17 protein-coding genes are annotated in these 25477 nt (G+C 68.7%); 11 read left to right on the top strand and 6 right to left on the bottom strand.

Annotated elements, in window-relative coordinates:
- Window positions 1-291 precede the first annotated feature (291 nt).
- The 5 genes from WMF46_RS49225 to WMF46_RS49245 all read left to right on the top strand — a co-directional run bounded on the left by WMF46_RS49225 (window position 292) and on the right by WMF46_RS49245 (window position 10602).
- Window positions 292-7158, top strand: coding sequence for an FG-GAP-like repeat-containing protein (locus WMF46_RS49225; RefSeq protein ID WP_437983585.1), 6867 nt, complete (start codon window positions 292-294; stop codon window positions 7156-7158).
- Window positions 7158-7466, top strand: a complete 309-nt coding sequence (locus WMF46_RS49230; RefSeq protein WP_437983586.1) for a hypothetical protein — start codon at window positions 7158-7160, stop codon at window positions 7464-7466. The genes WMF46_RS49225 and WMF46_RS49230 overlap by 1 nt, the downstream gene beginning before the upstream one ends.
- Window positions 7467-7659: 193 nt before the next feature.
- Window positions 7660-9432, top strand: coding sequence for an RHS repeat domain-containing protein (locus WMF46_RS49235; protein ID WP_437983587.1), 1773 nt, complete (start codon window positions 7660-7662; stop codon window positions 9430-9432).
- 10 nt (window positions 9433-9442) lie between these two features.
- Window positions 9443-9769: a hypothetical protein gene (locus tag WMF46_RS49240; protein ID WP_437983588.1), complete on the top strand. Its 327-nt coding sequence runs from the start codon at window positions 9443-9445 to the stop codon at window positions 9767-9769.
- Between the two features lie 395 nt (window positions 9770-10164).
- Entirely contained in the window at window positions 10165-10602 is a 438-nt protein-coding gene (locus WMF46_RS49245) for a hypothetical protein (RefSeq protein WP_437983589.1), read from the top strand.
- A gap of 332 nt (window positions 10603-10934) precedes the next feature.
- Here WMF46_RS49245 and WMF46_RS49250 read toward each other — a convergent pair whose 3' ends face one another.
- The gene (locus WMF46_RS49250) at window positions 10935-11558 is read right to left on the bottom strand and encodes a hypothetical protein (protein ID WP_437983590.1); all 624 of its coding nucleotides are present in this window, start codon (window positions 11556-11558) and stop codon (window positions 10935-10937) included.
- A gap of 116 nt (window positions 11559-11674) precedes the next feature.
- Here WMF46_RS49250 and WMF46_RS49255 point away from each other — a divergent pair, with 116 nt between their 5' ends.
- Window positions 11675-12385 carry a TetR/AcrR family transcriptional regulator gene (locus WMF46_RS49255; RefSeq protein WP_437983591.1) on the top strand — a complete coding sequence of 237 codons (711 nt, stop codon included), beginning with the start codon at window positions 11675-11677 and terminating at the stop codon, window positions 12383-12385.
- A 28-nt stretch (window positions 12386-12413) separates the two neighbouring features.
- On the opposite strand, the gene hisN is transcribed toward WMF46_RS49255, so the two are convergent.
- The 3 genes from hisN to WMF46_RS49270 all read right to left on the bottom strand — a co-directional run bounded on the left by hisN (window position 12414) and on the right by WMF46_RS49270 (window position 15525).
- Complete coding sequence (hisN, locus tag WMF46_RS49260; RefSeq protein ID WP_437983592.1) at window positions 12414-13211, bottom strand: histidinol-phosphatase; 798 nt, start codon at window positions 13209-13211, stop codon at window positions 12414-12416.
- A 107-nt stretch (window positions 13212-13318) separates the two neighbouring features.
- Window positions 13319-14317 (bottom strand): alpha/beta hydrolase, encoded by a 999-nt coding sequence (locus tag WMF46_RS49265; RefSeq protein WP_437983593.1) that lies wholly within the window; start codon window positions 14315-14317, stop codon window positions 13319-13321.
- Between the two features lie 122 nt (window positions 14318-14439).
- A complete protein-coding gene (locus tag WMF46_RS49270; RefSeq protein WP_437983594.1) occupies window positions 14440-15525 on the bottom strand; it encodes a hypothetical protein in 1086 nt (361 codons plus the stop codon).
- Between the two features lie 399 nt (window positions 15526-15924).
- Here WMF46_RS49270 and htpG point away from each other — a divergent pair, with 399 nt between their 5' ends.
- Together htpG and WMF46_RS49280 are read left to right on the top strand one after the other, a co-directional pair.
- A complete protein-coding gene (gene htpG / locus WMF46_RS49275; RefSeq protein ID WP_437983595.1) occupies window positions 15925-17913 on the top strand; it encodes a molecular chaperone HtpG in 1989 nt (662 codons plus the stop codon).
- A 62-nt stretch (window positions 17914-17975) separates the two neighbouring features.
- Window positions 17976-18992 carry a hypothetical protein gene (locus WMF46_RS49280; protein WP_437983596.1) on the top strand — a complete coding sequence of 339 codons (1017 nt, stop codon included), beginning with the start codon at window positions 17976-17978 and terminating at the stop codon, window positions 18990-18992.
- Between the two features lie 58 nt (window positions 18993-19050).
- Here WMF46_RS49280 and WMF46_RS49285 read toward each other — a convergent pair whose 3' ends face one another.
- Window positions 19051-19911 (bottom strand): tetratricopeptide repeat protein, encoded by an 861-nt coding sequence (locus WMF46_RS49285; RefSeq protein ID WP_012241841.1) that lies wholly within the window; start codon window positions 19909-19911, stop codon window positions 19051-19053.
- Between the two features lie 184 nt (window positions 19912-20095).
- Here WMF46_RS49285 and efp point away from each other — a divergent pair, with 184 nt between their 5' ends.
- Entirely contained in the window at window positions 20096-20659 is a 564-nt protein-coding gene (efp, locus tag WMF46_RS49290) for an elongation factor P (protein ID WP_437983597.1), read from the top strand.
- A gap of 60 nt (window positions 20660-20719) precedes the next feature.
- Here efp and WMF46_RS49295 read toward each other — a convergent pair whose 3' ends face one another.
- Window positions 20720-22672 carry a hypothetical protein gene (locus tag WMF46_RS49295; RefSeq protein WP_437983598.1) on the bottom strand — a complete coding sequence of 651 codons (1953 nt, stop codon included), beginning with the start codon at window positions 22670-22672 and terminating at the stop codon, window positions 20720-20722.
- A 151-nt stretch (window positions 22673-22823) separates the two neighbouring features.
- Between WMF46_RS49295 and WMF46_RS49300 the strand changes: the two genes are divergently transcribed.
- Entirely contained in the window at window positions 22824-23018 is a 195-nt protein-coding gene (locus WMF46_RS49300) for a DUF5522 domain-containing protein (RefSeq protein ID WP_437548232.1), read from the top strand.
- Window positions 23019-23269: 251 nt separating this feature from the next.
- Window positions 23270-25438: a VWA domain-containing protein gene (locus tag WMF46_RS49305; protein ID WP_437983599.1), complete on the top strand. Its 2169-nt coding sequence runs from the start codon at window positions 23270-23272 to the stop codon at window positions 25436-25438.
- Window positions 25439-25477: the final 39 nt, after the last annotated feature.

A 25477-nucleotide genomic window follows, 5' to 3' on the forward strand; every position in this document is an offset into this window, starting at 1 on the left:
CTCGTGCGTTGCGGGGGCCAGGTCAAGCTGGGGCGGGCGCGGGCGCGGGAGCGCGCTCTTGTCGAGCCCTGGCAACTTCCTTGGCGGAGCGTGCGCAGCGGGGCCCGACGCGCGCCAGAGCCGTCAGCCGTCTTCGAGCGCCTCGGGGGCTCTGATGAGCACGACGCCGACGCTCGGGGATGATTGCTAGCAGAGTCCGCCCGGCATAATACGCATATTACGTTGGACTACAATGTCGGCCGCGTATTCCTTCCGCGAGGAGGGCGCAACGCGAGTGTGGGGAACACCTTGATGAACATCGCATGCAAGCGCCTCTCCGTGCGGGAGGACAGGGGCCGCGGATCACGCTGTCACTCGATCGCCGTGCTCTGCCTAGCGCTTTCGCTCCAGGCCATCGTCGTGCTTGGAGCCGGCTGCGCGCTGACCAGCGACGGCGAGATCGGGACCGCGCAGGGCGCGGGCACGAGCCTCTGCCCGCCTCTTTCCGATGCGCCGGTCGATGCGGCTCCCTACGACAACACCGTATTCTGGCTGGCGCCGGCCTACAGGGCCCCGATCGCGGGAGACGAAGAAGGACCGCACAGCGCCCCCAGCGTGACCCCTCCGGCGGCTGCCCATGCCGTCATCAACTGGTCATTTCAGACGCTGGCGCCGGCGAACGGGATCGGCAAGACGCCCGGAAGCTTCACGGTCGGGGACAGCGACGGCGCGGCCGTCTATTCGATTCCACTTCAGGTTGCTCCAGGTCGAGCAGCGATGCAGCCCGAGCTGGGGATTCTTTATCACAGCGATAAGGGCAACGGATATCTCGGCGTCGGGTTTTCGCTCCAGGGTCTGTCCTCGATCGCCCGCTGCGGACGCACGTATGCTGACGACGGGACGCTGCAAGGGGTCACCCTCACGCCCGATGACCGCTTCTGCCTCGACGGACACCGCCTCGTCGCCGTGAGCGGCACCTACGGGGAAGACGGCACGGAGTACCGCACCTCCCCGGACACCTTCGTGAAGGTCGTCTCCCATGGCGGGTCGAACGAGCCGGGTTGGTACACGGGGCCAGATTCGTTCACCGTTTATACGAAGAGCGGGCTGGAGCGCACGTATGGGGGCGCCCAAACGAGCGCGCAGGTGCTCACGGGCAACGTTGCGCGGAGCTGGGCGCTCCGGGCTGTTCAAGACCGCGTCGGCAACTCCATGCATATCGAGTACGAGAGCATCTCGGTCGAGGGCGGTACGGCCGAGCACTACCCGACGGAAATCCGCTACGGCGGCCATGTGCGCGGGGTCCCCCACAGCAGGAGCGTTCAGTTCGAGTACGAGGCGCGTCCGGACGTGATGACGCAGTACAGGCACGGGCTGGAGATGACTGTAGGACGGCGCTTGCGGCGGATCATGGTCACCGTGGATCCCGGTTCCATGCTGTTTCGCCGCTACGATCTCACGTACACCCGGAGCAAAGGCAGCGGCCACAGCCTCCTGGAGGGCGTGACCGAGTGCACGGAGGGCGCGTGCAAGCGCCCGACGCGGTTCGGGTGGTCCGAGGCAGAGGCAGGATTCGGGGAGATCATCGACACGACGGCCACCACACCGAAGATCGGCGAGTACCGCCCTGCCTCCCAAGTCGTCGTGATGGACATGAACGGGGACGGAAGGGACGATGTCGTCTACCCTGACTTCGAGCGGTGGAACTTCGCGCTCGGCGTCGATGCTGGCCGGGAAGGGACACAGAGCAAGCATCTCTCGAAGACGTATCGGACGAGCACCCCGTCCGCAGATGAGTACCAGGTGCACGACTATCAGCGCGGATTCCCGATCGACTACAATCAAGACGGCAAGTCCGACCTTCTCCTTGCGGACATGTCACCGACCTGGCGTGTCCTCGAGTCGACTGGGACCGGGTTTCAGATTCGGGATACGGGAATCCCTCGCTCGCCGAGAACACTCTTATTTTATGATGTGGCCACCGTGTTGGATTATCTAACCACGGGAATTTACCTGGTCGATCTGAATGGAGATGGAATCAAAGATCTCTTCGAATTCGATTTTTGGCCCGGTAATCACGAAGTCTGCCTGCCTATCGAGCCCGAGATGTGTGGTGGTCAGTGGGGGTACCGCCTGCACGATGGCCATGGCTTCGGTCCGCGCGTCATCATACCAGAGCTCGACGGGACCAGCATCGCGATGCCAGTTGTCCCGATCGACGTCGACGATGACGGAGCGCAGGAAATTCTCTTGTTTCGTTGCACGGATTATGGGCCGTACGTCATCGAAGGCTGTGAGGACCCTGAGTCGTGGAAATTCGAGACCCTTTGGTGGCCGAAGAAGCCACACTCCAGCGGTGGATGGGCCGAGCTGGCGAGCAGCGGAATCGATGCAAGCTTGGACTACCGCGAGGCGCTGGTGCCTGTGGACGTCAACGGGGACGGCCTGAAAGACCTCGTGGCGAGCAGGGAGTTCGAGGCCGACTACTACAGCTTGTCTCTTTGGCTCAACCATGGAGGATCCTTTGTGTACCACGGGGTCGCGACACCCAGCGAATTCGTGGTGCAGCGACATAACTTGCAGGCGAGCCTCGTCCTTGACTATGACGGCGATGGGCGTGAGGATCTGCTGGTACCATCGGACTACGATTGGCCCTTTGATGGTAATTTCAAGAAGTTCTCCCTTCTCAGGGCGGCGCCGTCGGGACGAGCCTTCCACGTCCAAGACCCCGGGATTCCCTACGAACCCGCTCCTCACGAGCATGCGAACGCCGAATGGCCGAGCCGGCAAGGTCCGCGGATCGCCGATGTTGATGGCGACGGGCTTCATGACCTGGTGACCGTTCATGACGGGAATTTCCGGGTACGACTCCATCGCGCTCCGTCTGACGGGAAACCGGATGCGGTCGTCAGTATCCGTGACGGCGGCAATGACTTCGATCCCGTCGCGATCTGGCAGAGCCGTGGGTCGGATCCGCCGACCGTCACCATCGACTATGCGCCGCTGATCCGCTCCTACGACCCGAGCATGACGCTCGAACACGGGACCGATCCGGATGCCGTCTACCGCCTTCACGCGGGCGCTGGCGCACTTTGCAGCTACCCGTGCAAGCGGTTCGTCGGGCCGAAGTACGTGGTGGCCCAGCATCTGGAGGACGTCAGCACCGAGCCCGGTAACCAGACGGGGGCGACGAACCGACGGCTCACGGCACACTCTTACGAGGACGCATTCGTCGATCGACACGGCCGCGGGTGGCTCGGCTTTCGCGCGCACGTTCGCCGTACGAGGCACATCGACGACTTCAGCGGCTCTGTCGACGGTTATCCTGTCAGCGGGAGCGTCGCGTGGACGCGGACGGTCTACGACCCGACGGCCTTCGATGCGTCGACCCGGACCTATCCGTACGCGGGGCGGCCGATCCTGACGCTCACCTTCGGGCATGACAGCTGCGGGCCGGATCCGAGCGCTCCGTCGGGGATGTGGCTGTCGATGGACCGGGCGAGCTGGAAGGTGCGCGCGACGAACGGCGGCGCGAGCCACTTCGTCTATCAGGATCGCGAGCAGCACAGCGACCACGAGTGCCTCCAGTGGACGGCGCTCGAGCTCGGACGGGTGTTTGCCGCGGAAGAGCTCCTCAATGCCGAGAACATTCCGTATCGAGCCGCGGACATCAACAGGCAGGTGGATGATTTTGGCAATCCGACGACCGAGGCGACGCGAGCCTGGGCTCCCTCCGTCGACGTGGTGATTCCGTCGACAACGACGGTCGCGACGTATGATAACCACACCGACTCCTGGCTGGTCGGTCTGCGCCGCGTGGTCACGACGACGGATGTCAGCGCCGAGGGCGCTCAAGTCCGCACGGGCGAGACGATCTACGATACCACCACGGGCCTGCCGACGCGGATCACGAGAGGGCACCCCTCGGAGGAAGCCCACTGGCTCGACACCCACCTCGACTACGATGATTACGGAAACGTCGAGCGCTCGACGACGGTCGACGCCCATGGTGTCACGCGTCAGACCGTATATACGTACGAGCCCGACGGTAGGTTCCTCCATGCGATGCGGGACGGGCTCGGTCATACGACGCGTTTCAAGTACCATCCTTACCTGGGTGAACTGGCTGCGGTCGTCGATCCCAACGGCCACACGACGTGGTGGATCTATGATGCCTTTGGCAACCTGCGACGAGAGCACCGCCCGGATGGGAGCTCGACGACGCACTGGCTGACGCGCGACCGGGTGGGTCCCGAGTGGCTGGTCACGGCGCATGCCCAGGAGACGACGGGCGCGACGTCAGCGACGCGGTTCGACCGGCTCGGTCGCCCGTTCTGGACGCAGCGCCACGGGCTGAGGGGGCAGGTGACCGAAAAACGCCGGCGCTACTGGGGATTTGGCGGTGTGCGCAGCGAGTCGTTGCCGTCCCGGGCCGGCGTGTTGTCTAAGACGGAGACCAAGTATGCCTACGACCGCCGCCGGCGGCCCGCCTCGGTGGTCGAGCCGGATGGCGTGACGATCTCGATGGCGTATGCTGGGACGAGGACGACGGTCACGAACGGGCGGATGCAGCAGAGCAGCGTGGTCCGCAACGGCCGAGGGCAGGTGGTGCGGGCGGAGGACGCGCGCCACGAGACAACGGAGTACCACTATGGGCCGTTCGGCGGGCTCTTGCGGATCTCGGACGCGCGGGGTGACGCGCTCGTGCACGTGGTCGACGCGTACGGACGCGTGACGTCGACGTGGAACCCGGATTCGGGGGGGCGGAGCTTCGTCTACGATGCCTTCGATCAGGTCCAGTCGGAGGCGGACAACAAGGCGCAGACGACGCTGTACTGCCACGATGAGGTGGGCCGGCCGACGGTGCGTCAGGACGTGGATGGGCTGACGCGATGGACGTACGATGAAGGTCCACACGCGGTCGGCAAGCTGGTGAGGATGTCGAGCCCTGATGGCGTCATCGTGCAAGTTGACTACGACGAGGCCGGCCGGCCTTGGAGGGAGACCACCGAGCTGCCCGGCCCGTCAGGGGGGAGCGAGCCGTTTGCGATCCGGCGAGCGTACAACGCCCGGGGCGAGCTCCGCCGGGTGGCGTATCCCGCCACGGACGATGACGCGCCGTTCTCCGTGGACTACCGTTATGACGATTATGGCCACCTGACGGCCGTGGAGGAATCGGCAACCAACCGTGAGCTATGGCGGTGGGAGGAGGCCGATGCGGCGAATCGGCCCACCCTGGAGCGCTTCGGCAACGGGGTGACGACCTCGCGGAAGTACGTGGCGGCCACCGGGCTGGTGAGCGAGAGCACGACGAGCCGGCTAGCCTCGTCAGCGCCGCTCTCGACGGTGATCACGCTGCAGCGGCTGTCGTATGGGTATGACGGGAACCGGAATGTCGAGCGTCGGAGAGACCATCTGCAAGGGTTGACCGAGACATTCGTTTACGACGAGCTGGACCGGCTGGAGGACGTCTACCTCGGAGACGAGGCGACGCCGCTCTATCATTACGAGTACGACGACTTCGGCAACATCACGTACAAGTCGGACGTGGGCAGCTACGAGTACGACGGCGATCGACCCCACGCCGTGGGGCACGCGAACGGCAAGACGTACGAGTACGACGCGAACGGCAACCAGACCGTCCGCCCGATTGATGTGCGCGGCGCGAGCAACGCGTCGGCGACTATCACGTACACGCCGTTCGACAAGCCGCGCCGGATCGAGGCGGAGCACGGGCCGACGACGTACGAGTACGACGGCGATCGGCAGCGCGCGCGCAAGGTGTCGCCGGCGCAGATGACGACGTACGTGGGCGGGCTGTACGAGCGGCACGAGCACACGGCGGGGGGCGTGACGCACAAGATGCACGTGGTGGGGCCGGAAGGCGTGATCGCGGTGAAGACGATCGCGATCGACGCCGCGGGCGAGGAGAAGCGCGGCGAGCATTACCTGCATCCAGGGCACGAGGGGTCCGCGGGCGTGATCACGGACGAGCTGGGGGAGGTGGTCGAGCGGCGCAGCTACGACCCATTTGGACAGCGCCGGAATCCCGATTGGGCAACCGGTGGACCGGCCGCGGCGCCTCCGCGCGAGACGGTCGGGTTCACCGGGCATGAGGACGAGGAGGAGCTGTCGCTCATCAACATGCGAGGGCGGATCTACGATCCGGCGCTGGGGAGGTTCTTGTCGGCGGATCCGTTCATCCAGGCGCCGTTCTTCTCGCAGAGCTTGAACCGCTACAGCTATGCGTTCAACAATCCGCTGAGCTTCGTGGATCCCACCGGGTACCAGGCGATAGGCGAGGACTTCTTCTACTCGATGGACGGTGGGACGCCTCCCACGCCGACCTCCGACAACTGTGTCCCCGGCCCGGGATGCGTTAAGGTCGAGGTGGGGACGGTTGACGTGCCAGGCGTCGAGAAGGATCCGCCGTCGGGCGAGCCGTTCGGCAATCGCGAGCCAGGTCCTCCAGCATTGGATGTCATCCTCGTCCTCGATGTGTCCGATCTACGGTCGGACTATGCGCTCGGGTCGAGATGGAACCCGCACAGCTCGCTGGGGCAGGCTGGGCGCGACGTATTCGGGCAGGATAGACCTATCGCCGTATGGTCGCTGTCGCCGGAGATGACGCGTGCGGCGATGGGCTTGATCCCCGTCCCTGGCATGAGCAGCCTGATGGCGTTCAGCGATCCGCGTGCCACGCCCAGGGACAAGGCGTTCGCGGTCGCCCTCGACGCGCTGAGCGTGGTCGGCGTGGGCGTCGTCATCAAGCTCGCCGGCAAGGCCGCCGGTGCGGTCGGCAAGGCAGGGAGCGCGGCGCGCGCGGGCGTCGAGGCGCTGGAGGAGTCGGTCGGGGCCGCAAGGGGAGCAGGGCTGATCGACGATGCCGCGTCAGCGGCTACACCTGTTGGGCGACGCGGACAGCAGGTGACGTTCCCAAACCCGAGCGCCCCGAAGCCGCGAAATGCCCCGACCACGCTATTGGGTCGAGACTTTTCAGGACACGCGTTGGATCGCATGCAGGAGCGTGGGTTCACGCCTTCGGTCGTACAAAACGCTATTGAGCATGGAGTGGCGACACCCCAAGCGGGACGCGGTACCATCATCTACCGGGATCCGGTTAATAAGTTCAACGTAAGCGTCGACGCGACTAACGGTCGCGTCGTCACGGTGTTTTAATGAACGACCATGACCGCCGCCAGCTCGAATCTATGCGGCACCAAATCGAGACGTTTCGCAAAGGCGTCATCGATCTCGCCTGGCTTATATCAAGTCTAGAGTCGCTGCGTCATGCGCTGCAGAAAGTCCCTCAGGAGTGGGTCGACGAATTCTGGTCGAAGTGGGGTGTGCTCGAAGAAATTTACTCGTTGAGTGTCGTTAGGGAACAGCCAATCTCTCCGGAAGACAGGTTGGATGTTGGTCGAGTCATTGATGATATTGAATCCATGATTATCCGTATGTTGCCCGCATCGACACCTGATGAATGATGTAGGAGTCCGCCCGATACTGGCCGGGTTTTGCGAGATGCATGGCTAGTGCGGGACGCCGGTTGGCTCCCGGCCCGGCGGGGCTGAACTAGCCTCGTCAGCGCCGCTCTCGACGGTGATCACGCTGCAGCGGCTGTCGTATGGGTATGACGGGAATCGGAATGTCGAGCGTCGGAGAGACCATCTGCAAGGGTTGACCGAGACATTCGTTTACGACGAGCTGGACCGGCTGGAGGACGTCTACCTCGGAGACGAGGCGACGCCGCTCTATCATTACGAGTACGACGACTTCGGCAACATCACGTACAAGTCGGACGTGGGCAGCTACGAGTACGACGGCGATCGACCCCACGCCGTGGGGCACGCGAACGGCAAGACGTACGAGTACGACGCGAACGGCAACCAGACCGTCCGCCCGATTGATGTGCGCGGCGCGAGCAACGCGTCGGCGACTATCACGTACACGCCGTTCGACAAGCCGCGCCGGATCGAGGCGGAGCACGGGCCGACGACGTACGAGTACGACGGCGATCGGCAGCGCGCGCGCAAGGTGTCGCCGGCGCAGATGACGACGTACGTGGGCGGGCTGTACGAGCGGCACGAGCACACGGCGGGGGGCGTGACGCACAAGATGCACGTGGTGGGGCCGGAAGGCGTGATCGCGGTGAAGACGATCGCGATCGACGCCGCGGGCGAGGAGAAGCGCGGCGAGCATTACCTGCATCCAGGGCACGAGGGGTCCGCGGGCGTGATCACGGACGAGCTGGGGGAGGTGGTCGAGCGGCGCAGCTACGACCCATTTGGACAGCGCCGGAATCCCGATTGGGCAACCGGTGGACCGGCCGCGGCGCCTCCGCGCGAGACGGTCGGGTTCACCGGGCATGAGGACGAGGAGGAGCTGTCGCTCATCAACATGCGAGGGCGGATCTACGATCCGGCGCTGGGGAGGTTCTTGTCGGCGGATCCGTTCATCCAGGCGCCGTTCTTCTCGCAGAGCTTGAACCGCTACAGCTATGCGTTCAACAATCCGCTGAGCTTCGTGGATCCCACCGGGTACCAGGCGATAGGCGAGGACTTCTTCTACTCGATGGACGGTGGGACGCCTCCCACGCCGACCTCCGACAACTGTGTCCCCGGCCCGGGATGCGTTAAGGTCGAGGTGGGGACGGTTGACGTGCCAGGCGTCGAGAAGGATCCGCCGTCGGGCGAGCCGTTCGGCAATCGCGAGCCAGGTCCTCCAGCATTGGATGTCATCCTCGTCCTCGATGTGTCCGATCTACGGTCGGACTATGCGCTCGGGTCGAGATGGAACCCGCACAGCTCGCTGGGGCAGGCTGGGCGCGACGTATTCGGGCAGGATAGACCTATCGCCGTATGGTCGCTGTCGCCGGAGATGACGCGTGCGGCGATGGGCTTGATCCCCGTCCCTGGCATGAGCAGCCTGATGGCGTTCAGCGATCCGCGTGCCACGCCCAGGGACAAGGCGTTCGCGGTCGCCCTCGACGCGCTGAGCGTGGTCGGCGTGGGCGTCGTCATCAAGCTCGCCGGCAAGGCCGCCGGTGCGGTCGGCAAGGCAGGGAGCGCGGCGCGCGCGGGCGTCGAGGCGCTGGAGGAGTCGGTCGGGGCCGCAAAGGGAGTACGGGTCGGCGGCCAGGCGTGGAAAGCCTTCGAGCCCGGGGCTAAAGCTTGCCAATACGGATGTGAAGCCGTTGCGCAAGCGATCCAGAAAGCGATCGGAGGCGAGGTCAAGGTCCTTGCGGGTCCGGGCAGATTCCTGGGAAGGATACGCAACTCTGCGGGCGACTTTGTCAACCCCGCGGGTAACAAGGCTCTCGGCTGGAACAACCATCACGTCGTGACCAAAGTCGGCATGGTCTACGACGCGCTCACCGGCCCGAACGGTATGACGACGTCGGCTTACAAGCAGCTCTGGGAGTACGGTGACGTGCTCGACTTTGGCTTCTGAGGAGGGATCGATGGCATCGGTGTTCGAGGTGCTCGATGAAATTCGCAAGCGACCCGGAATGTATGTCGGAGGCGATGAGTCTCAGCGCGCTATGCAGTTGCAGAATATCGAGCAGCTTCTATGTGGGTACTCCCTGGCGCTGCGCCATCACCACATCCAGGAACGAGTTGCGGACTTCGTCCATGATTTTGGCGCCTATCTCTGGGAGACGAAAGGATGGAGTGCGTCGTGTGGGCCCATCGCCGCGATCCGTGAAGCCGCCAGGAGCGACGAGGAAGCTTGGGAACTGTTCTGGAGGCTGGTCGACGAGTTCCGCGCCACCGTTGACGCGCGATAGCGGTCCGTTGTGATCAGGTCCAGTCGGAGACGGACAATAAGGAGCAGACGACGCTGTACTGCCACGATGAGGTGGCCGGCCGATGGTGCGTCAGGAGGTGGACGGGCTGACGCGATGGACGTACGATGACGGGTCACACGGGGTCAGCAAGCTGGTGAGGATGTCGAGCCCGAATGGCGTCATTGTGCAAGTTGACTACAACGAGGCCGGCCGGTCTTGGAGGGAGACCACCGAGCTGCCCGGCCCGTCAGGGGGAGCGAGTCGTTTGCGAGCTGGCGGGCGTACAGCGAGCTGCGGCTTCGCGAAGTTGGCGCGACTCGTCCAATCTGCCCTTCTTGCGCAGCCCTCATTGAAGGTGCGGGAGCGCGACCCGTAACACCCCTGAAGGTGCCGTGATGGAATCAGTGTTCCGACTCGATTCGGTGTCTCCGACATTGGCCGAGAGCTTTCGCAGAGCATCATCGGCCAAGCGCAGACAAGCAGCGGTCGTCGCGTGTGAGCTGGCGGCTTCGTTGGCTGATCTTGCAGGCCAAGAAGTCGGCCTTGGCTTGGCTGCACTTCGTGGTGGAGCCGCCGGACAGCCAGACCTTCGGCAGCGGCTCGAAGGTCTAGCTGCTTGTTTTGATGATGAGTACTTTCTGCTCAATGAGGAGGGGGAGGAGTCCAAAAAGTCTGAAGCTCTGCGGTTATTCTCTAAAGCTCGCGCAGCATCAGCCTTGGCGTTCGCCCTCATCGACGAGCCCGGAGAACTTCATGAGGCCATCTACGAGGCCATCGCGGCGCTCGATGATCCGAGTGAGTTGGTACGGGCCGTAGAAAGTGAGCTTCGATAAGCATCCACCAGCCTGCTCGACGTCGGCCGGCTTCTGTCCTGAAGGGGTTGAAGGCGTTCCGGAGCGGTCATCGTAGTCCTGCGCCCAATTGCGCAGTCCATGCGCCTTCGACCCGCCCGGTTCTGGTAGACTGGGAGTTCCAGAGCGGATAGCCGAGCGGTTCTGGACGGCCGCCGCCATGCCGGGCACGCGGCCAACCCGGGTCGTGGTCCAGCGGGGCGAGGCGAGGGCTGGGCCGTTGCCGTGAGCTGGGTCGCGGCGTCGCTGTGAGGCACGCTTGCGGCGCCGCAGCGGCGCCTGCCGTCGCTGTCACGGCCGGCGTGCTGCTCGCCTCAGGCCCCGGCTTCCGCGGCGTTGCGCGCGCGGTGCCGGCGCAGCGCGAGGTTCACGATCCCGATCGGCGCCACGACGAGCATCGTCGCGAACCCGAGGACGCCGACCACGAGCCCCGCGAGGCTCGCGAGCGCCAGCCAGAGGACGTCGAGCGTCGCCGGGCCGGCCGATGGCTCATCGACGCGCATCTCCCTGCGCAGCTCGCCGACCTCTCGATCGAGCAGCGCCTCGAACGGCCGGCCGTACAGGCTCTCGCTGCGGCGGCCGCGGAAGAACGCGCGGACCGTCCGGCGCGGGGCCGAGAGCAGCCCCGCGAAGAGGCCACCCAGGTTGAGCTGCCAGGCCGCCACGAAGCCCTTGCAGCCGGCGCCGAGCTCCCAGGCCGCGATCTCGAACTCGCCGATCGCGTTCGTGTCGTAGCCCGTCAGCACGTGGTGCAGGTCGTGGTAACGCACGGCGCGCACGCGCGCCCGGGTGTTCGGGAACGGGACGGGGAGCGGACCGAGCTTGAAGTCGACCCACGCGTCGCCATACCCGCCGTCCGCACCGAAGCGGTTCACCTCGAAGTAGAGCGCCCGCGCCTCCCGCATCGTGAGGCCTTCGTCGTAATGCACAAGAGCCATGGCACCACCCTCGTTCGATGACTTCAGTCACTGACTATGGTCATTCTTCACGCTCGTTCTGTCAAGGAGATCTCCGCTTGACGGGGAGGCATCCGCGGCAACAGATTGCCCGGTCGATGAGCAAGGTCATTCCAGGCGCGACGAAGCGCCGGAAGCGAGCCGCGGCGCCGCGAGCTCCGGCTGCGCCGGCGCCGGTCGCGTCCGCGCCGATCGCGCCGGCGCCCGGGCGCGGCGGGCGCGCCCAGCAGAAGCTCGACACCCGCCGGCGGATCCGGGACGCCGCGTGGGCGCTCTTCACCGAGCTCGGGTACGACGACACGACGACCAAGGCGGTGGCCGAGCGCGCGGAGGTCGCGACGGGGACGGTGTTCGTGCACGCGCGCGACAAGGCCGACCTGCTCATGATGGTGATGCACGACCGGCTCGCGGCCGCTGTCGACGCGGCGTTCGAGGCGCTGCCGCGCAAAGAGCCCCTGCTCGCGCAGCTGCTCCACGTCTTCCAGCGGCTGTTCGCGATGTACGGCGAGCAGCCGCTCGTGTCGCAGGCGTTCGTGAAGGCGTTCCCCGGCGCGTCGGGTCCGAACGGAGAGCGGCTGAACGCGCTCACGTTCGCGTTCCTCCACCGCGTCGCGGGCCTCGTGCGCGACGCGCAGGCGCGCGGCGAGGTCGCGGGCGACATCGACCCGCTCGCCGCGGCGCACAACATCTTCGCCCTCTACTTCGCGGCGCTCCTGTCCTGGCTCAGCGGCTTCGTGACGCTCGGCGCGGCGCTCGATCCCGTGCTGAAGAGCTCCCTCACCCTCCAGTTCCGAGGGCTCCGGGCGTGAGGCGCCGCCGCTCCAACGTCGGCGCGCGTCAGCGCGCGCCGTGCCGGGGATCGCCGGCGCGGAGCGCGGCGAGCACCTCGGCGTGGGTGCGCGGGTCGCCGGCGGCCACCACGTCACCGGCGCTCGCGGCGTCGAGCGGGCGCCCTTCCCAGTCCGTCATGACCCCTCCAGCGCCGGTGATCACCGGGACGAGCGCCGCGAAATCGTGGAGCTTGAGGCCGTACTCGACGACCACGTCGATGCTGCCGCTCGCCACGAGGCCATACTGGTAACAATCGCCGCCGTAGCTCACGAGCTTGGCCCGGGACGCGACCTCCCCGAAGGCGCGGGCCTTCGCCGGCGGGAAGTACTGCGGGCCCGTGGTGGAGAGGCGCGCGAGCGGCAGCCCCGCGCACGCGCGGACGCGCGCCGGCGCGCCGTTCCAGAGCGTCGGGCGGCCCAGGACGCCGAGCCAGCGATCGCCTAGGACGGGCTGATCGATGACGCCGAGCACCGGCCGGCCCCGGTGCAGCAGCGCGATGAGCGTGCCGAAGAGCGGCTTGCCCGTGATGAACGCCTTCGTCCCGTCGATGGGATCGAGCACCCACACGAGCTCCGCCCCCTCGTTCTGGCGGCCGAACTCCTCTCCCACGATCCCATGGCCCGGGGCGTGCGCGGCAAGGAGCTCGCGTATCGCCGCCTCGGCCTCGCGGTCGGCGATCGTGACAGGGCTCGCGTCCGCCTTGTCGTCGGCCTCGATGCCCTTTCGAAAATAGCGCCGGATCACGGCGCCGCTGGCGTCCGCGAGCCGCTCTGCCAGCTCGACCAGGTCCTGGGAAGGGGTCATCGTCTCCTCCGTGGGCCCTCGAGGCGAGCCCCACGGCGCGATCCCCTACGCGCGCCGCCCGCTCACGGCAACACCTCGCCTCACAGCGCCCCGGAGCGAGCTCCGCATCAGGCCGCGTCGCCCACGCGGGTGCCCGGCGACAGGCTCGCTCGGAGATACGCGCCCAGCGTGTCCGTGCCCCGCGCGCCCTCCGGGTGGAAGTCGGCCAGCACCGGCCCGTTGTGGGGCATGTCCCGCAGCACGTCGAGCGTGACGTCGACGCCCGCCTCGCGGGCGCGCCGCGCGAGCTCATGGCCCTCGTCGTGGAGTCGCTCGGCGTCGCCGACCTGGATGAACAGCGAGGCCAGCCCGTCGAGGCGCGCGTGGAGCGGCGAGAGCCGGGGATCGTCGAGCGGGGTCGCGCCCGCGAAATCGCGCGCCTGGCGCAGGAGACCCTCCCGGGTACCGTAATCGGTCGCGTCGTTCGCGCGCGCCGAGGCGCTGCTCGAGGTGAGGTCGAGCCAGGGGGAGATGAGCGCGGCGCAGCGCGCCTGCGCGCCGCGATCGCGCAGCGCGAGCTGCGTGACGAGCGCGAGGTTGCCGCCCGCGGAGTCTCCGGCGAGCGCGATCTCCCCCGGCGCATGGCCGCGCTCGACCAGCGCGTCCACGGCCGCGAGCGCGTCCTCGAGCTGCGCGGGGTAGCGGTGCTCCGGCGCGAGCCGGTAGTCGATGCCCACGACGCGGGCGCCGCTCGCCAGCGCGAGCCGCGCCATGAGGTCCGCGTGCGTCTTCGTGGAGCCGAACAGGTACGAGCCGCCGTGGAGATAGAGGACGACACCGCGCGACGCCGCGCCCGGAGGCTCGAACCAGACCGCGGGGACGCCCTTCAACGTGTCGACCGTGCGCTTCACGCGCCGGACGGCCTTCTGGGAGTACGGGCGCGCGTCGAGCTCGGCCCTGACCTCTGAATAGGGCCGGTCGAGGAGCTGGATGAAATCCAGGCGGAGAAAGCGGACCACCCACTCGAAGCCGAAGCCCCAGCTCGGGCGCGCGGGCCCCCGGCGGGCGCGTTCGGTCGTGGTCTCCACGAACGCGAGGCCGAACCTCTTCATCAGGCGAAGCATCATGGCGGGCATGGTAGCGGACGCTTCCCGCGACCGCGGCGGCCTGTGCCCGCGCCGGTCCGAGCGCCGCGCCGTCGCCCCTCTCGGCGAGGTGCGCCGCGGCGCGCCAGCGCTCGCGGCGCGCGTCAGCGCTTCTTCCGCGGATCGCCCCGGAGGATGGGATACGCCATCAGCAGGCTCAGCCAGACGACCAGGAACTTCGGGTCGGTCAGCGTCTCGAACGGGATCTCGAAGCGCTCGTTCGCGGTCGCGGTCTCCACCTTGCGCTGCTGCGCCTGCGCCACCGCGGGGCTCACGACCTCGAGCCGCCTCCCGCCGCTCACGGCGCCCGTGCCGCCGGCCACGGGCATCTTCGGCAGCAGGGTCCCCTCGGCGATCGCCTTCTCCTCGGGCGTCCGCTCCATCCTGAGATCCGGGTCGATGATCACCGCCGCCGGCTCGAGCCCCTCGGCGCCCTCGGCGCCGCCCGGCGCCGCGGTCGCGACCCGCGCGTCCTCTTTCTCCGGTCGATCCACCGGGACGAAGCGCGGCGCGACCTCGCCCGGCTTGCGATCGCGGAGCTCGACGGTCACCTGGGTCGGGATGTACACGCGCTGCACCTCCTCGAGCGGGACCACGGTGTCCTTGGCGGAGGCCGGCGGCCCGCCCGCGAGCTCGGGCACCTTCGCGCGCGCCGCGTCGATCGCCGCCTGCTCCGCGGTCATCGCGGCCTTGCAGCTCGGAAGGGACGGATCGAAGTCGAGGCCGACGGCGCTGGCGCCCCCCTTCCTCCGCTCCTGGGGCGGCGTGCACTCCTCGTGGATGCGCTCCGCGACTTCGTCATCCTCCCGGTGCAGGAGCCCGAGCGGGAGCTCCTTGCGATCGTCGATGCCGTTCGCGACCTCCGGCCGGGCCACGAAGCGGTACCGCACGCGGAGCGCGAGGGTGCGGTGCCCCGCGGCGTCGACGACGGTCACGGCCTCCTTGGCGAAGTTGTCCGTCGTCGCGCCCTGGACCTCGCGGCGGCTCACCATCACCCGGGACTTCCGCAGCCCCGTGAACACCGATCGCGTCTGCGTCCGCACGCGCTCGAGGATCTTGAAATCGCTCGTCCCGGTCGGGACGTAGACATAGCCGTCGAACTGGAGCACGGCGGGCGGACGCTTCACGTCCTGCTCGGCCGTCTTGCCCCGATCGCCGCACCCCGCGAGCGCCAGCACCCCGGCCAGCACGCCGGTTGCCGGGAGAACACGGAGTACTGCACGGAGAAGTGCTACCACAACAGATCTCCACGACGGCGAGGGTGCAACGCCGGTGAATCTAGCTCCGGCGACCTGATGAAGAAACCCTTACCCACCGGAAAAGCCGGGCAAGGATGCGGGGATCGCGCACAGCGACCTGAACGTGACGACCCGGCGCGCAGATCCCGACCTTGGCGCAGGCGTCGGCCCGCGGCCTGGTGAGCCCCTCACCTCGGCCGGGGGCGCCGCGGCGGCGGCGCCCCGAGCTGGCCGCGGAGCGCGCTCGGAGCGTGGCGACACACCGCGGCGCGTTCTGGGGACGCCCCGTGGCGCGCTCCGCGCGCGCCGGGGGATTGCCCTTTCGAAAATCGGATGCATTTGGTCGCCGACATGAACACGGAAAGCCCGAACCCCGAAACCAGCGGTTCCACGCCCTCTGCCGAGCCTTCGGGTGCGGCCCCGGGCCCGGAGACGCCCGCGTCGACCCCGTCCGAGGAGGCCAAGGCCGCCGGCGCGGTCGAGCTCCCCTTCCAGGCCGAGGTGCAGCAGGTCCTCGCGCTGGTCATCAACTCGCTCTACGCAAACCAGGAGGTCTTCCTCCGCGAGCTCATCTCGAACGCGTCGGACGCGCTCGACAAGGCCCGCTTCCTGGCCCTCACGCGCGAAGGCGTCGCTGAACAATCCGGCGAGCCCGCGATCCTCATCACGCTCGACGACGCCGCCCACACCCTCACCATCGAGGACAACGGCATCGGGATGACCCGGGACGAGGTGGTGCAGAACCTCGGCACCATCGCCCGCTCGGGGTCGCTGGAGTTCCTGAAGGCCAACGCCGAGGCCGCCAAGCAGAAGAAGGACGGCGGCAAGCTCCAGCTCATCGGCCAGTTCGGCGTCGGCTTCTACGCCGCGTTCATGGTCGCCTCGCGCGTCGACGTGCAGACCCGCTCGATGCTGCCGGGCGCGGAGCCCGTCCTGTGGCGCTCGTCCGGCGCGGGCTCCTTCACCGTGGCTTCCGGCGATCGCGAGCACCCGGGCACGAAGATCGTCCTTCACCTCAAGGACGACGCGCGCGAGTACACGAAGGTGTGGCGGATCAAGGAGATCATCCGCAAGTACTCGGATTTCGTTCATTTCCCCATCAAGGTGAACGACGAGGTCGCGAACCGCTCGGCCGCGCTCTGGACGCTGCCCAAGTCGCAGATCACCGAGGAGCAGCACGCGGAGTTCTTCCGGCACGTGACCGGCGGCCACGAGGGGGAGAAGCCGCTGCTCACCGTGCACCTGTCGATCGACGCGCCCGTTCAGTTCCACGCCCTGCTCTACGTGCCCGAGAAGGCGCCGGCGGACATGTTCCACAAGGACCGCAGGGGCGTGCGCCTCTACGCGAAGCGCGTCCTCATCGTCGAGGACTGCGACAAGCTGACGCCGATGTACCTGCGCTTCCTGCGCGGCGTCGTCGACTCCGAGGACCTCTCGCTGAACGTCTCTCGCGAGATGCTCCAGGAGAACCGCACGCTCTCCCAGATCGAGCAGCAGATCGTCAAGCAGGTGCTCAAGTCGCTCAAGGACCTCTCCGAGTCGGAGCCCGAGCGCTACGCGGCCTTCTGGAAGGAGTTCGGGCGGGTCATCAAGGAGGGGGTCACCAACGACTGGAAGAACAAGGACGCCATCGCCGAGCTCTGCCGGTTCGAGTCGATGAACACGGAGGCCGGCAAGGTCATCTCGCTCCGCGACTACGTGGCGAAGATGCCGGAGGCGCAGAAGGAGATCTATTACGTGACGGGGCTCGGCCGCCACGCGGTCGAGCAGAGCCCGCACCTCGAGGCGTTCCGGAAGCGCGGCTACGACGTGCTGTTCCTCGTGGATCCGGTCGACGAGTGGTTCGTGCAGTCGCTGAACGAGTTCGACAAGCGCCGCCTCAAGAGCGTGATGCACGGCGATGTCGACCTCGGCGCCGAGCCGGAGAAGAAGGACGAGCCGGAGGCGTCGGTCGACGCGGCCGTGGAGGCGGTCAAGGCGGCGCTGGGCGACCGGGTGAAGGACGTGCGCGTCTCGCGGCGCCTGACCGACAGCGCGAGCTGCCTCGTCGCCGCCGAGGGGGACCCAGGGGCGAACTTCGAGCGGATCATGAAGCTCATCGACCAGAATACCGGGGAATCCAAGCGGATCCTGGAGCTCAACCCGGGCCACCCGGTGGTGAAGAACCTCAATATCCTGGCGGGGCGCGAGCCCGGCTCGGAGCGGGTGAAGCAGTGGTCCGAGCTCCTCCTCGACCAAGCCCTCCTCGTCGAGGGCGTTGTGCAGGAGCCGGCGAAGCTCGTCCGGCGCATCCAGGACCTGCTCGCGCAGGTCAGCTCCGCCGCCGTAAGTCAGCCCTGACGAGCCGCGGTTTCTTGGCCGGGGTCGAACGTCGGTGATAGGCGCGGGACGAGGTCGCCAGGATGTCCCGAATCGCAACACCGGCGCTCGGCCGCCGGGCCTTTCTCCGAGCGCTCGGCGCGGCGGGCGGCGCCCTGGCCGCGCCGGGGCTCTGGGCGCCGGCGCTCGCCAGGGCGGCCTCCAGGGTGAGGGCCGTCGAGGCGTCGGACATCGGCGTGACGCTGAAGATCGAGCTGTCGAACGCGCCGTTTCCCTGCGACGGGGCGCCCTACCAGGACGCCACGGCGATGGTCTTCGTGCCGGCCCATTACCGCGCGCCGGAGAGCGATGAGCTCGACCTCGTGATCCACTTCCACGGCCACGTCACGACCGCGGAGCGGGCCATCGCGGCGCACAAGCTCCGCGAGCAGCTCCACGAGAGCAAGCAGAACGCGGTGCTCGTGGTGCCGCAGTGCGCGGTGAACGCGGCGGAGTCGCCCCCGGGCAAGCTGGGGCAGAAGGGCGGCCTCCGGCGGCTCTGCGGCGAGCTCGCGTCGGTGCTCGCGAGCCCCTCGGCGCGGCGGGCGCTCGGCGATCGCGCCATCCCGCGGCAGGCGAGGCTCGGGACGCTCTGCCTGTCGGCGCACTCGGGCGGATACCGCGTCGCGGCCGCGTGCCTGCGCCACGGCGGCTGCGAGGTGAACGAGGTGTACCTGTTCGACGCGCTGTACGGCGAGGTCGACGCGTTCCGCGACTGGGTGCTCGAGCGGAAGGGCCGCTCGGGGCGGGAAAGGCACAAGCTCATCAGCCATTTCGTCGCGGGCGACGTGCGGCGGCTCAACCTCGAGCTCGAGCGCGCGCTCGAGGCGCAGGGCGTCGCTTGCCTGCACGAGCGGCGCCCGGGCGAGCTCACGCGCAAGGAGCTCCTGGATGGCCGCGCCATCTTCATCCAGGTCCCGCTCGCGCACAGCGCGGTGACCTTCGAGCAGAACGCGTTCCGCGACTGCCTGTTCGCGTCGGGCCTCCGCCGGCAGCTCCGATCCAGCTGGTTCAAGAAGAAGGACGAGCCGCGCCGGATCGACGTGCGGCGCGGGTCCTGACGTCGTCCCGCCGCCGCGGCGCTGCGTGGAGGGCGCCGGCCGGCCGTGGCGGCGCGCGTCAGTGCCGGAGCGAGACGTCGGCCAGCGCGAGGCGCGCGTCGTTGATGTACGCGCTGTCCGGGAAGCGGCGGATGAACGACCGCAAGGTCGTCTTCGCGTCGTTCCAGGCCTGGATGTCGAGGAGGCACTCGGCGAGGAGGAAGGTCGCGTCATCCATGACCTCCCGATCGGGCGACGCCTCGGAGAGCGTCATGAGCAGCGGAATCGCGTCGCGCTGCCGGTTCAGCCTGCGGTAGGCGCGCGCCAGGTTGAGGCGGGCCGACGGGGTGTGCGACGCCGTCTCCTTCTGCCGGATGGCGTCCTCGAAGGCGACAGCGGCCTCGTGCCAGCGGCCCGTCCGCATGTGATCGAGGCCCGTCTGGTACGATTTGATCGAGAGCTCCGAGCGCGACTTGTCGACCGAGTCCGAGAAGAACGCGAGCTCGGCCCGGGTGAGCGGCGCCTTGCGCAGCGCCTCGAAGCCCTCGATCACCTCCTGTCGCCGCTCGGCGCGGATGAGCTCGTAGAACGCCGCGGCGTCGCTCTCGGCCTTGGCGCGCGCGTCGCTCCGCTGCTGCATCTCCTTGAGATCGGCCTCGTGCTTCGCGATGCGGTCGCGCGCGCCCTTGGTCTCGGCCTGGACGGCGTCCACGCGTGCGTCCCAGGCGAGCTTGACCACGCCGATCACCACGATCACGAAGAGCAGGTTCGCGCTCGCGCTGTTCCAGAAGGCGCGCCGCTCGTACGCCATCTGGCGCTTGGAGATGCTCTTCAGATCCGCGGCGAGGGCGTTCGTGAGGTTGTTCGTCTTGATGATGAGCCCACGGGATTCCACGATCTCACGCTTGATCTCCCTGAGCTCGTCGTCGAAGTCGTGCATTTTCAGGTCCTGAAACCGTGCCCTGTGCAGGAGGCTGTGCTCGTGCTAAGGGGGCCGCGAACGCGGACCCCCGACCCGTGGAAGGGGCCGCGAACGCGGACCCCCGAGCCGCGCCAGGGTGCCGCGGACGCGGATCCCCGGCCTCGCCGACAGGCCGCCCTTACGCTACCAGGAAGCTCTCCCCATGGACACAAGCGACATCCGAAAAGGCCTCAAGTTTATGGTCGACGGCCAGCCCTACTCGGTCATCGACTTCCAGTTCGTCAAGCCGGGAAAGGGGCAGGCGTTCACCCGCGTCAAGATCCGGAACATGGCGACGGGCGCGGTGCTCGAGCGCACGTACAAATCGGGCGAGAAGCTGGAGCCGGCGGACGTGGAGGAGCGCAGCCTCCAGTACATCTATCCGGAGGGCACCGACTTCGTGTTCATGGACGCGGCGACCGGCGAGCAGCTCACGGTCCCCGGCGACAAGATCGGCGATGACTCCAAGTGGCTGAGCGACGGGATGTCGATCGACGTGACCCTGTTCAACGGGCTGCCGATCGGCGTCAGCATGCCCCCGCACGTGGTGCTCCAGATCGTGAGCAGCGAGCCGGGCATCAAGGGCGACACGGCGAGCGGCGCCACCAAGCCCGCCACGGTGTCGACCGGCGCGACCGTCAACGTCCCGCTCTTCGTGAAGGAGGGCGAGTGGATCAAGATCGACACGGCCGACGGCAAGTACCTGGAGCGCGTCAACAAGGGCTGAGCTCCGGCTGACGCTCGGCTGACCCTCCGGGGGCGGGGCGCGCCCACGGGCCGACGGAGGTCACTTCGCCTCGAAGATCACGGCGGCCGCGCCGGCGACGCACGCGACGCGGGCGCCTCCGTTGGCCGGCGCGCACGCCGTCGCCTGCGCGAGGTCGCCGCCCGTCCAGAGGCGCGCGGCGCCGCCCGCGGTCGCAACGAGGAGCCCGCCGGCGGCGGGGATCGCCAGCGTGGCGCCGTCGGGCGACCGCGCCGCGCCCTGAGGCGCGGGCGTGGTGAGCGGGAACGACAGCGCGGACGAGGCCGGCGCCGCCGCGCGCAGGTCGATCGAGATCAGCGCGGCGCCGAGGGCGATGTCGAAGCCGCGCTCGGACGCGGCGAGCGGGACGAAGGGCAGGCGCTCCGTCCCGGCGCAGCGCTCGGGCGCGGCCGCGCCGGGCCGGGCGCGAGGCCCCTGGCCGCGGAGCAGCGGGAGCGGGACCTCCATCTCGCCGACGGCATCGGGCGAGCTGCGGAAGAGCGCGAGCAAGGTGGGCACGTCGCAGCGCCGCTCGACGGCGACGAGCTCCGCGGGCCCGGCGTGGACGGCGGCGGGCCAGGGAGGGATGTCCGTCGCGGACTCGGTGGACGTGGCCGGGTCGACGCGGACGACGCCCTGCGCGGTCCTGACGAGCAGGGCGCCGCTCGCCTCGAACGCGAGCGGGCCGAAGGCGCCGGTCCTGGTCGGCTGCGGGGCCGCGGCGGTGCGGTACACGGCCGCGGCGGTCGCCGGCGGCGCGAGCTTCGCGAGGAGCTTGCCGTCCTCCTTGGTGCGCGCGTCGGCGCCGCCGCGGTCGAGCGCCGCGACGGCCGCGAGCGGCGCGCCCCGCGTGGACGCCGCGACCGCCTCCGCGTGGCCGATGGCGGCCGCGAGCCCCGGCTCGCCGCAGCGCACCGGGCCAGCGCCCGTCCAGACGAGGGACTCGCCGGCGCGTACGGCGTCGCGGCCCGTGGTCGCTCCGGCGCCGCTTTCGGCGTCGGCGCAGAGGGCGGCGTGGAACCGGCGCAGCCGCTGGGCGGAGGCGGCGACGGCCGGCGCCGTCGACTTGCCGCGCGCGTCCCGGAGCAGGGAGGCGGCCAGGGCGCGCAGCGTCTCGCCGGGCTGGGCCGCGTCGCGCGAGAGGCCGGCGGGGCGATCCAGGAAGACGAGCGGGGCGCGGACCTCGGACGCGGCGCCCGCCGGGGCAGGGAACGGGCGCAGGGCCCCGGAGAGGCTGACCGAGACGATGAGGTCGTCGCGGCCGTCTGCGTCGCGGTCGGTGACCTCCAGGGAGGCGGAGAGTGCTTCCTCCGCAGGCGGCGCGCGGAGGCGGAGCTCCAGGGCGAGCTCCGGCGGCGCGCCCGCGCCCGCGGCGGGCCCGGGGAGGCGGATCACGGCGATCCAGCGCGTGGGGCCCGTACCCGCGGCGCCGCGGTGAGCGCCGCCGCACTGCGGGGCGAAATCGAAGGCGAGCGCGGAGGGGCCGATCTGGCTGAGGCCGACGCGCGGGGTGCACCCCTGCGCGTCCAGATCGCCGGGGAGCGCGGCGAGCGTGCGCAGCGCCTGCGGCCGCGCGGCGGGCGCGAGCAGGAGCTCGCCGCGCAGGCCGTCGGGCGACCGCGCCCAGGCGACGAGATCGCGCGCGCCGTCCCCGTCGACGTCGAGGAGGAGCCCGGTCTCGAACGTGCGCCCGGTCGGCGCCGCGGCCACGGGGCCGCCCTCGAGGGGCCATCGCTTGCCGCCCTCCGGCGCCGGGACGCTCGGCACGACCGCGAACCGAGGCGCGGCGGCGTCCGGGGCGCCGGCGTCGGCCTCGGGGCCGGCGGTCGCCGCGCCAGGGCCGACGCCGCTCAGCGGGGGCGGGGAGCCGGAGGGCGCCGCCGAGCCGAGCGTGTAAGGCGTGTAGGGCTTGGAGCTCGGGCAGCCATCGCAGCCGGCGGCGGCGAGGAGCGGGAGCAGGGCGCGGAGGAGCTTCGAGCAGGATCGATCGGGCATCGCGGGCGGACCCGGCGGCGCACCGGTGTGCGGCGGGCGGCGCAGGCGTAGCACGGGCGGCGGGCGGGCGTCGTGGAGCCGGCGCGCCGTCCAGCCGCCCGCGCGCCGGATGGCGCCGGTGCGCCTTTCGGAGTAGCTTGATCGAGGGTAGATGAGCGGGCCGAAGCCTCCCAGGGCCGTCGAAGGCGAAGACTATTACCTCGAGGGAGGCCGGGTGGTTTTCACAGAGGCGTATCACCTGAAACGGGGATACTGCTGTAACTCCAAGTGCCGCCACTGCCCTTACCGGGAGAGGGCGCCGGCAGAGTCGATGACCGTCGCGCTGCCTCGGCTGAAGCTCCCCTGACGCCGGTGACGCCGGTGCAGCGGTCGAGCCTCCGCGGCGGATCGCGGCGAGCGGCGCCATGCAACGTGCCGCCGTGACGGGTTCGCAGAAGCCGCTGCGCACGCGCGCGCCGGCGCTCCGCGGCGGCCGCGGGAGGCAATCCGTCTGCGGTTGATGACGGGCGGAGAGCCCCGGCGCACCGCGGAATGTCGGTTGATCCGGATTGCGTGGAGCGTCTAGGATTTCGCGCCCACATTCGCGCGGGAGCTCCTATGCGTCGCGGTCTTCACCCTCTGCTCTGCTGCCTGTTGCTCTCCGCGCCGATCGGCTGCGACGCCACGTCGGCGAACAGGCCGCCGTCCGACAAGACGCCGGCGGAGCTGCCGAGCGTGGACACGGATGGCGATGGGATCAGCGATGCGGTTGAAGGGCGCGACGAGGCGGTCGACACGGATCGCGACGGTCAGCCGGATTTCGAGGACATCGACTCCGACGGCGACGGGCTGTCCGACAAGCTCGAGGGCGCTCCCTTCCCAGGGGAAGCGGAGCCGCGTGACAGCGACGGCGACGGGGTGCCGGATTACCGCGACGAGGACTCCGACAACAACGGGCTACCCGACGAGGACGACGGCGACAGCGACCGCGACCGCGATGGAACGGCCGATTACGTGGATCTCGACGATGACGGCGACGGCCTCCTGGATGTGGTCGAGATCGGGTCGGACCCGCTCGATCCGGTGAACACCGACGGCGACAGCTGGCCTGATTTCCGTGACAGGGACTCCGACGACGACGATATCCTGGATCGGTTCGAGAGAGAGTTCGACGTCGACGGCGACGGGATCCCGGCGTTTCGAGATCTCGACTCGGACGGTGACTGCCGGCCCGATTCGATCGAGCGTGGCGACGGCGCGCTCGAGCAGCCGCCCAGCGACAGCGACAGGGACGGCGGGGGCGATTTCCTCGACCTGGACAGCGACAACGACAGCCTGCTCGACGAGCTCGAGGACCTCAATTGCGACGGCGTGCTCGACCCGGGCGAGTCCAGCACCGCGAGCGAGGACACGGACGAGGACGGCGTGAACGATCTCATCGAGCAGGCCGCCGGCACCGACCCGAACGACGACCTGGACAACCCGCGGGCCAGCGGGGATTTCGTGTTCATCGTGCCTTATCAGAGCCGCCCGGATCCCGCGCAGGACACGCTGGATTTCTCGACCACCATCTCGCAGGCCGACGTGGTGTTCGCGATGGATACCACCGCGACCATGAGCGGCCAGATCAACAATCTGAAGGGCGCGCTCCAGGAGATGATCGATCAGCTCGCCAAGGAGATCCCGAACATCGGCATCGGGGTGACTCAGTACAAGGACTTCCCGATCGACGCCTACGGGGGCCGCAACGACCAGCCGTTCTACCTGGAGCACCGGGTGATGAGCGTCCTCACGCCGGCAGGGCGCGAGTCGGTGCAGGACGCGGTGAACTACCTCAAGGCCGAGGCCGGCGGCGATATTCCGGAGAGCGGCTGGGAGGCTCTTTATCAGATCGCGACCGGGGCGGGCACGAACAAGGGCGGCGCCAACGTGCCCATGTTCAATCGGCTGAGCGCTCCGCCGGGCATGACCCCGGCGGGCGAGACGGTCGGGACCATCGGCGGCGTGGGCTTCCGCTTCGGCTCGCTGCCCATCGTGGTGATGATCACCGACACGCCGAGCCACAACGGGACGTTCGTACAGCACAACTACGTCAAGTCCAGGGTGGAGTCGCCGACCTATTCGGAGGCGCTGCAGGCGGTGACGGGCGTGGGAGGCCGGCTCATCGGCATGGTCGCCTCCAGCTCGGTCGAGGCGCAAGCCGACCTGACGGCCGGCGCGGTGGCGACGGGCTCGGTGGTCCCGCCGGCGGCGTGGGGACCGGAGGGCATGCGCCCGCCGCGGTGCGCGGTGGGGCAGTGCTGCGTCGGCGAGAACGGGAGCGGCGTGACGATCGAGAGCGGCAAGTGCCCGCTCGTGTTCCGGGTCGCCAGCAGCGGCGACGGGCTGAACCTGGCCGTCGTGCAGGCGATCAAGGTGCTCACGACCTATGTCACGCTCGACATCTCGGCGGCGGCGGTGGCGGACGAGACCGACGCGGTCGACGCCGCGAGCGCGTTCATCGACAGGATCATCGCGAACAACAGCGCTCCTCCGCCCTGCACCGCCGGCCTCAGGGTCATCGACAAGAACGTCGATGGCGTCGCGGATACCTATACCAACGTGTTCCCCGGGCCCACGGTCTGCTTCGACGTGATCCCGAAGACCAACGTCTCGGTGCCTCCGACGACGGAGCCGCAGGTGTTCACGGCGAACATCGTCGTCACCGGCGACAGCGTGACCACGCTGAGCACCCGCAAGGTCTTCTTCCTCGTCCCGCCGGAGATCCCGGTGCCCCCCATCGACTGATGAGCCTCCGGCGCTCGCGGCTCCCTGGAGGCCCGGCGA

This window comes from Sorangium sp. So ce117, assembly GCF_051524395.1.
Lineage (GTDB): Bacteria > Myxococcota_A > Polyangia > Polyangiales > Polyangiaceae > Sorangium > Sorangium cellulosum_B.